The sequence below is a fragment of the Mycobacterium sp. genome, assembly GCF_052145595.1.
In the GTDB taxonomy this organism is placed as follows: Bacteria; Actinomycetota; Actinomycetes; order Mycobacteriales; family Mycobacteriaceae; genus Mycobacterium.
In genome coordinates, this window is sequence record NZ_JBKQOI010000063.1 from 1 (window position 1) to 5,061 (window position 5,061).

7 protein-coding genes are annotated in these 5,061 nt (G+C 63.6%); 2 read left to right on the forward strand and 5 right to left on the reverse strand.

Annotated features, from left to right (window positions below; genetic code table 11):
- Positions 1-158, reverse strand: a 158-nt coding sequence (locus ACLP4W_RS04225; RefSeq protein WP_442384436.1) for an acyl-ACP desaturase, incomplete at its 3' end; no start/stop codon positions are given.
- A gap of 119 nt (positions 159-277) precedes the next feature.
- The gene (locus ACLP4W_RS04230; protein WP_442384424.1) at positions 278-892 is read right to left on the reverse strand and encodes a TetR/AcrR family transcriptional regulator; all 615 of its coding nucleotides are present in this window, start codon (positions 890-892) and stop codon (positions 278-280) included.
- Between the two features lie 68 nt (positions 893-960).
- Between ACLP4W_RS04230 and ACLP4W_RS04235 the strand changes: the two genes are divergently transcribed.
- Positions 961-1,986 (forward strand): oxygenase MpaB family protein, encoded by a 1,026-nt coding sequence (locus tag ACLP4W_RS04235; protein ID WP_442384426.1) that lies wholly within the window; start codon positions 961-963, stop codon positions 1,984-1,986.
- Positions 1,987-2,019: 33 nt separating this feature from the next.
- Here ACLP4W_RS04235 and ACLP4W_RS04240 read toward each other — a convergent pair whose 3' ends face one another.
- Both ACLP4W_RS04240 and ACLP4W_RS04245 read right to left on the reverse strand, forming a co-directional pair.
- A complete protein-coding gene (locus ACLP4W_RS04240; RefSeq protein ID WP_442384428.1) occupies positions 2,020-2,223 on the reverse strand; it encodes a zinc transporter Slc39a7 in 204 nt (67 codons plus the stop codon).
- Positions 2,224-2,268: 45 nt separating this feature from the next.
- Complete coding sequence (locus tag ACLP4W_RS04245) at positions 2,269-2,679, reverse strand: ArsR/SmtB family transcription factor (protein WP_442384430.1); 411 nt, start codon at positions 2,677-2,679, stop codon at positions 2,269-2,271.
- 104 nt (positions 2,680-2,783) lie between these two features.
- On the opposite strand from ACLP4W_RS04245, the gene ACLP4W_RS04250 reads away from it, so the two are divergent.
- Complete coding sequence (locus ACLP4W_RS04250; RefSeq protein WP_442384432.1) at positions 2,784-3,683, forward strand: class I SAM-dependent methyltransferase; 900 nt, start codon at positions 2,784-2,786, stop codon at positions 3,681-3,683.
- On the opposite strand, the gene ACLP4W_RS04255 is transcribed toward ACLP4W_RS04250, so the two are convergent.
- Complete coding sequence (locus ACLP4W_RS04255) at positions 3,673-4,482, reverse strand: TIGR04255 family protein (RefSeq protein WP_442384434.1); 810 nt, start codon at positions 4,480-4,482, stop codon at positions 3,673-3,675. The genes ACLP4W_RS04250 and ACLP4W_RS04255 overlap by 11 nt on opposite strands.
- Positions 4,483-5,061 lie beyond the last annotated feature (579 nt).

Consider the following 5,061-nt stretch of genomic DNA (forward strand, 5'->3'; position numbering starts at 1 on the left):
TCCTGCCCGCCGAGCGCATAGAAGTTCTTGCCGTCCGACCATGGGATGTAGTCGTGCGGGTTCCAGTCCTTATGCATGCTCAGGTGCCGGTTCAGGTTCTTCTCGACCACCGGTTCAAGTTCTTGCAGCAGCTGTAGCTCGGTCAGCTCGGCTGACATGATCCCTCCGGTTATCTGTGTCTTCGGGTAGCACTCAAGAGTATCTGTGTACCCCAGTAGCATCAAGTTTGTGCCCCCGTGTGGCACGCCTTAGTTTCGGGTGTAGGGCGCGCGCCCACTCACTCGGATTTCCCCTGTTCGGACGCGGGCACATAAGGGGCCGCGGTGTTGAACAGCATGTTGACGCAGTAGTCGATGAATTGCTTGCGGGTGGCCCCGAGTTGTCCGTTGAGGTATGCGGTGAACAGGCTTGTCAGGCCGCCGACCAGGCTGGTGGCGATCATTTTCTGCAGCACCGGATCGCCTATGCGGGACAGCTTGCGCTGTAGCAGATCGATGAAGTTGGGCATCCACTGCGCGCCCGATCGGGTCAGTATCGGCTCCACCGCCGGCGCCAGCAGGAGCACGCGCCCCCGCACCGGGTCGTCGACCATCAGCTCGACAAACCGTTCGACGGCCTCCCGGGGGGTTTTCGCCGAAGTGAGGGTGTTCATCGCCTTGGTGCAGACATCGTCGTAGACGGCGCGCACGAATTCGTCACGGTCGGAAAAGCTTTCGTAGAAGTAGCGTTCCGTGAGCGCGGCCTCACGGCACACCGCGCGGACCGTCAGCGCAGGTCCGGCGGCGCGGCCGAGCAACTGCACACCGGCGGCGATCAGATTGTCGCGCCGGAGGGCATGGCGACTCTCCAGGGGAACCCCGGTCCAACGGCCCCGTCGTTGACCGGTCTGCACATCCCTCCTAGACTTCCAAAGTGACAACACATGTAGTCAAAATTGCCCGTATTTACAGGAATCTAATAGTGACTCAACATACGTCCGGACCCCGCCCGCTGACCAGCGCCGCAATGGGTAGGGGGCTCAGCGGTGTGGCCGGCGGCTGCCCGGTGTCGCCGCTGGGCTACGACCCGCCACCCGTTTCGCTCGGCCCTGATTCGTTGACATGGCGGTACTTCGGGGATTGGCGCGGCATGCTGCAGGGACCGTGGGCGGGATCCATGCAGAACATGCACCCGCAACTGGGCGCGGCAGTCGTCGACCACTCGACGTTCTTCCGGGAACGCTGGCCGCGCCTGCTGCGCTCGTTGTACCCGATTGGCGGCGTCGTGTTCGACGGCGACCGCGCCCCGGTCACTGGCGCCGAGGTGCGCGACTACCACACCACCATCAAGGGCGTTGACGACCAGGGCCGCCGCTATCACGCGTTGAACCCCGATGTCTTCTACTGGGCACACGCCACGTTCTTTGTCGGCACCATTCATGTGGCCGAGCGGTTCTGCGGCGGATTGACCGAAGCGCAACGGCGCCAGCTGTTCGACGAGCACGTCGAGTGGTACCGGATGTACGGCATGAGCATGCGGCCGGTGCCGGCGTCCTGGGAGGAGTTCCAGGATTACTGGGATCACATGTGCCGCAACGTGTTGGAGAACAATCGGGCCGCTCGCGCGGTGCTCGATCTGACCGAACTGCCCAAACCTCCGTTTGCCCAAAAGGTCCCGGACTGGTTGTGGGCCGAGCAGCGCAAACTGCTGGGCCCGTTCTTCGTGTGGCTCACTGTCGGTCTCTACGATCCGCCGGTGCGCGATCTGATGGGCTACCGGTGGTCGCGCCGCGACGAATGGCTGCACCGGAGGTTCGGCGACTTAGTGTGTCTCGTCTTCGCCTGTGTGCCAAGGCGATTCCGCAAACACCCACGCGCCCGCGCGGGCTGGGATCGTGCCACCGGGCGAATCCCGGCCGACGCACCGTTGGTGCAGACGCGGGCGCGCAACCTGCCGCCCGCCGACGAACGTGACAACCCGAAGCACTACTGCCCGAAGGTCTCCTAAGCCACAGAGGGCTACGACGCTCTCATAAGTGCATCATCCGTGGGCGTGGCCATGAACCTCTTCCAGCCCGGACTGGTGTACGTGCTGATGAGTGTGCTCGGTTCCGTCTTTGTGGGCGTGGCGGTGCTCATGCGTGACGTGGTCGTGCTCATGCGTGGTGTGCGCGTGGCTGTGAGTCACCTTGGCATGCTGGTGTTCGTGGGCATGCGGTGCGTCATGGGTGTGCTGCTCAGTCATTGGTGGTCCTCTCCCGTTGCGAAATATGTTGTGTTAATTGGTCGTTCAGCCGGGGCCTCGACCTGTTCGAGTCCTCGGCGATGACGATGACTCGGTGATCGCCTGCAGTCCGCTGTCGCCGCGATGATGACGGGGAACTCCCGGGCCGGCATGCTCGGCGTTGCAGACCGCATCGATGACGAGCTGGCGGACGTGGTCGTTCTCCAGGCTGTAGAAGATCGTGGTTCCGTCGCGGCGGGTGCGCACCAGACGCGCCATCCGCAGCTTGGCAAGGTGCTGGGAAACCGATGGCGCAGGCTTGCCCACGTGCTCGGCGAGTTCGTTGACCGACATCTCGCGATGCGTCAGCGACCAGAGCACCTGCACACGGGTGGTGTCGGCCAGCATCCGGAACACCTCGACCACAAGACTGGCCTGGTCGTCGGGCAAGCGATCTTCGCTAATACCTGCATGCATACGCAGATATTAGCGCAGGAACCGGCAATCCCGAGCGCATCGGGAATCGGCCCTGTGATAGTAACTAGACTGTCTATATTTCTGGGCCGGGATGAGGGAGCACGATGGCGCGCACCGATCGAGATCGTTGGGACCTGGCGACGAGCGTCGGGGCGACGGCGACGATGGTTGCCGCCCAGCGTGCGCTTTCCACCGACGAGAAGTTGATCAACGACCCTTACGCCGCGCCGCTGGTGCGTGCCGTCGGAATCGACGTCTACGTCCGCTTGGTGAACGGCCAGATTCCGGTTGGCGGGGATTCCGAGTTCGACCCGCACCGAATGGCCCGGGGGATGGCCTGCCGCACCAGGTTCTACGACCACTACTTTCTCGATGCGACGCAGGGCGGCATCGGCCAGGCGGTGATCCTTGCGTCCGGACTTGATGCGCGCGCCTACCGCCTGCCGTGGCCGGCGGGCACCGTCGTCTACGAGGTCGACATGCCAGAGGTGATCGAGTTCAAGACCCTGACCCTGGCCGACCTCGGCGTGGAGCCGACCGCCGAGCGGCGCACCGTCGCCGTCGACCTGCGCGACGACTGGGCCGCGGCGCTGCAGGACGCGGGATTCGATCCACAGGCGCCCGCCGCGTGGAGCGCCGAAGGGTTGTTGGTGTATTTGCCGGACGCGGCCCAGGACGCGCTGTTCGACAACATCACCGCTCTGAGCGCCCCCGGCAGTCGCCTGGCCTTTGAATTCGTGCCCGACACCACAGTTTTCGCCGACCAGCGGTGGCGTGCACACCATGACCGGATGAGCGAACTCGGGTTCGAGATCGACTTCAACGATCTCGTCTATCACGGTCAGCGCAGCCACATCCTGGACTACCTGGCCCAGCGCGGCTGGCGGACGGCGTCCCAGACCGTCAAGGAGCTACACGCGGCCAACGGGTTCGTCTATCCCGACGACGACGTTGCCGAAGCCTTCGCCGACGTGACCTATAACAGCGCGCTGCTTATCGGCTGAGCAGGTCGTCCTTGAGGCGGCTGGTGAGCATTTCCTGAAACACGGTGCGAGCGGGTTCGTACAGATCCTGGAACGTCGTCAGCACCGTATTCCGGTCGTACTCGGGGATGGACCCGAGCGGAGTCCAGAAGCTGTCGATGTCCAAGAGGAAAAACGGTCCTTGTTGGGCCGGCATCGTCCGGCGCAGGTGATAACTCGCGTCGAGTGCCTGACCCACACCGGGGCCGTAGCGCACGATCATCGATTTGCCCGGTTGCGCTTCGCGGTAGACCGCGGCGCCCTGCCACTCGGTCAGGGTCAGGCCGGCGGGCGCGATGCGCTGCGGCCCGAGCAGCGGCTCGGCGATCCAGTTACTCCACTCGATACGCCCATCCACGCCTATGGGGACCCGGACCTCGAGGACATAGCGCAGACCGAGACGTTCCACCCCGACGATCGAGGAGACCTCTGAGCGAGCGTCTATGACCCGCATGACGACGTCGACCAGCGCCTCGAAGTTGCTGTAGGCGGTGGTCTCGATGACGACCGCCTGGTTCTTCATCGAGGCGGCGAGCGTGTTATCCCGGTTGACGTAACGAACGAAGCGCTCGGCGGTTGGTGTCGGACTTCCGCCGGCGCCCATCGCCCAAGCCACGTCCTGCGCCTGGCGCTCAATCGGTAGGTGGTCGGCGAGCAGCCGTCTGAGCTCTCCGCTGGAAGATTCGGTGAGGGAATCCGTTGCCGGATGACGGATTTCCATCGTTACCAGGGCTACGGGCGCGTTCGGGTAGGCCGCTTCGACACTCATCTTGCGAAGCATAGCCAAGCCGTTCGGCGGTTAAACCGCGGCCATGCCGCGTGTCGGTGGGCCGACTCGAGACGAGCCCGACGTGGATTGCGGCAGATCCGGCGCCGTCTCGAAGTGTCAACGATCACCCGAAGTAACTGTCAAGCATCAGCCCGAACACTGCCAGGCATCACCCGAAGCCAAAATGTCAAGCATCAGCCGAGGTCATACGCGTCTCTCCCGGTGCCCCCACTAGGACTCGAACCTAGGACCTGCGGATTTATGGTCGATGGTTTCTGGTGAGTCTCAACATTTCCCGAAAAGTTGGGTTGCGCAGGCAGTTCCGCGCCCGCAACGTTTCAACGCTTTTCGCTGCTTATGGCCCGTTTTCGGTCATAAACGCTGGATAAACGATAGGTCCCTAACCAAGACTTCCCTAAAATGCGGAAGGCCCCGGCGACGGCTGTCACCGCCCCGGGGAAGTCGCCTAGACGGTATGGAGGCGACTTGAGGCCGAAGGCCTCGGGCTGCAATCGGACGTGGGTTGCCGGTGGCGGGTGAACACTCGCTCCGGTAGAGCCACAGTTGCAGATCAGGAGGCCTCCGGTGAGT